The following is a 2846-nucleotide window of genomic DNA, read 5'->3' on the forward strand; positions in this document are numbered from 1 at the left end:
CGACACTTCTTGGGGTTGTATGGTTAAGTGACTAAGCGTACATGGTGGATGCCTTGGCAGTCAGAGGCGATGAAGGACGTACTAACCTGCGATAAGCTGTGAGAAGTCGGTAAGAGACGCTATTACTCACAGATTTCCGAATGGGGAAACCCACCCGAGATAACTCGGGTATCTGTTACTGAATACATAGGTAACAGAGGCGAACCGGGAGAACTGAAACATCTAAGTACCCCGAGGAAAAGAAATCAACCGAGATTCCCTCAGTAGCGGCGAGCGAACGGGGATTAGCCCTTAAGTTTCTTGGAAGTTAGTGGAATGGTCCTGGAAAGGCCAGCGATACAGGGTGATAGCCCCGTACATGAAAACGACCTTGAAGTGAAATCGAGTAGGGCGGGACACGTGACATCCTGTCTGAATATGGGGGGACCATCCTCCAAGGCTAAATACTCCTGACTGACCGATAGTGAACCAGTACCGTGAGGGAAAGGCGAAAAGAACCCCTGTGAGGGGAGTGAAATAGAACCTGAAACCGTGTACGTACAAGCAGTGGGAGCCCTTCGGGGTGACTGCGTACCTTTTGTATAATGGGTCAGCGACTTACATTTTGTAGCGAGGTTAACCGTATAGGGGAGCCGTAGGGAAACCGAGTCTTAACTGGGCGTCTAGTTGCAAGGTGTAGACCCGAAACCGGGTGATCTAGCCATGGGCAGGTTGAAGGTTGAGTAACATCAACTGGAGGACCGAACCCACTAACGTTGCAAAGTTAGGGGATGACCTGTGGCTGGGGGTGAAAGGCCAATCAAACTCGGAGATAGCTGGTTCTCCCCGAAAGCTATTTAGGTAGCGCCTCGGACGAATACTACTGGGGGTAGAGCACTGTTTGGACTAGGGGGTCATCCCGACTTACCAACTCCATGCAAACTCCGAATACCAGTAAGTAATATCCGGGAGACACACGGCGGGTGCTAACGTCCGTCGTGAAGAGGGAAACAACCCAGACCGCCGGCTAAGGTCCCAAAGTTCTGGTTAAGTGGGAAACGATGTGGGAAGGCTCAGACAGCTAGGATGTTGGCTTAGAAGCAGCCATCATTTAAAGAAAGCGTAATAGCTCACTAGTCGAGTCGGCCTGCGCGGAAGATGTAACGGGGCTCAAACCAGGCACCGAAGCCGCGGATTCATACTTATGTATGAGTGGTAGGGGAGCGTTCTGTAAGTCTGCGAAGGTGTATCGAGAGGTATGCTGGAGATATCAGAAGTGCGAATGCTGACGTAAGTAACGATAAAGGGGGTGAAAAGCCTCCTCGCCGGAAGACCAAGGGTTCCTGTCCAACGTTAATCGGGGCAGGGTGAGTCGACCCCTAAGGTGAGGCCGAAAGGCGTAATCGATGGGAAGCAGGTTAATATTCCTGCACGACTTGTAATTGCGATGGGGGGACGGAGAAGGCTAGGTGGGCCAGGCGACGGTTGTCCTGGTGAAAGTGCGTAGGTGGTGTTTCTAGGCAAATCCGGAGACACAACACTGAGACACGAGACGAAGCCACTACGGTGGTGAAGCCATTGATGCCCTGCTTCCAGGAAAAGCCTCTAAGCTTCAGATTACAAGTCATCGTACCCCAAACCGACACAGGTGGTCGGGTAGAGAATACCAAGGCGCTTGAGAGAACTCGGGTGAAGGAACTAGGCAAAATAGAACCGTAACTTCGGGAGAAGGTTCGCTCTTGACAGTGAAGTCCCTTGCGGATGGAGCAGTTGGGAGTCGCAGTGACCAGATGGCTGGGACTGTTTATCAAAAACACAGCACTCTGCAAACACGAAAGTGGACGTATAGGGTGTGACACCTGCCCGGTGCCGGAAGGTTAATTGATGGGGTTAGCGCAAGCGAAGCTCTTGATCGAAGCCCCGGTAAACGGCGGCCGTAACTATAACGGTCCTAAGGTAGCGAAATTCCTTGTCGGGTAAGTTCCGACCTGCACGAATGGTGTAACCATGGCCATGCTGTCTCCACCCGAGACTCAGTGAAATCGAATTCGCCGTGAAGATGCGGTGTACCCGCGGCTAGACGGAAAGACCCCGTGAACCTTTACTACAGCTTGGCACTGAACATTGAACCTACATGTGTAGGATAGGTGGGAGGCTTTGAAGGCGTGACGCCAGTTGCGCTGGAGCCGTCCTTGAAATACCACCCTTGTATGTTTGATGTTCTAACGCAGGGCCCTGAATCGGGCTCGCGGACAGTGCCTGGTGGGTAGTTTGACTGGGGCGGTCTCCTCCCAAAGAGTAACGGAGGAGCACGAAGGTTGGCTAATCCTGGTCGGACATCAGGAGGTTAGTGCAATGGCATAAGCCAGCTTAACTGCGAGACGGACAGGTCGAGCAGGTACGAAAGTAGGTCATAGTGATCCGGTGGTTCTGAATGGAAGGGCCATCGCTCAACGGATAAAAGGTACTCCGGGGATAACAGGCTGATACCGCCCAAGAGTTCATATCGACGGCGGTGTTTGGCACCTCGATGTCGGCTCATCACATCCTGGGGCTGAAGTCGGTCCCAAGGGTATGGCTGTTCGCCATTTAAAGTGGTACGCGAGCTGGGTTCAGAACGTCGTGAGACAGTTCGGTCCCTATCTGCCGTGGGCGTTGGATGATTGAAGGGAGTTGCTCCTAGTACGAGAGGACCGGAGTGAACGAACCTCTGGTGTTCGGGTTGTCACGCCAGTGGCACTGCCCGGTAGCTAAGTTCGGAATCGATAACCGCTGAAAGCATCTAAGCGGGAAGCGAGCCCTGAGATGAGTCATCCCTGACCCCTTGAGGGTCCTAAAGGGCCGTTGGAGACCACAACGTTGATAGG

1 rRNA gene is annotated in these 2846 nt (G+C 53.0%); it reads left to right on the top strand.

Annotated features, from left to right (window positions below):
- Window positions 1–21: 21 nt before the first annotated feature.
- Window positions 22–2846 (top strand): 23S ribosomal RNA (locus GWQ29_RS21180); the annotation flags it as partial.

The sequence above is a fragment of the Aeromonas sp. 2HA2 genome (genome assembly GCF_029237345.1).
GTDB lineage: Bacteria > Pseudomonadota > Gammaproteobacteria > Enterobacterales > Aeromonadaceae > Aeromonas > Aeromonas salmonicida.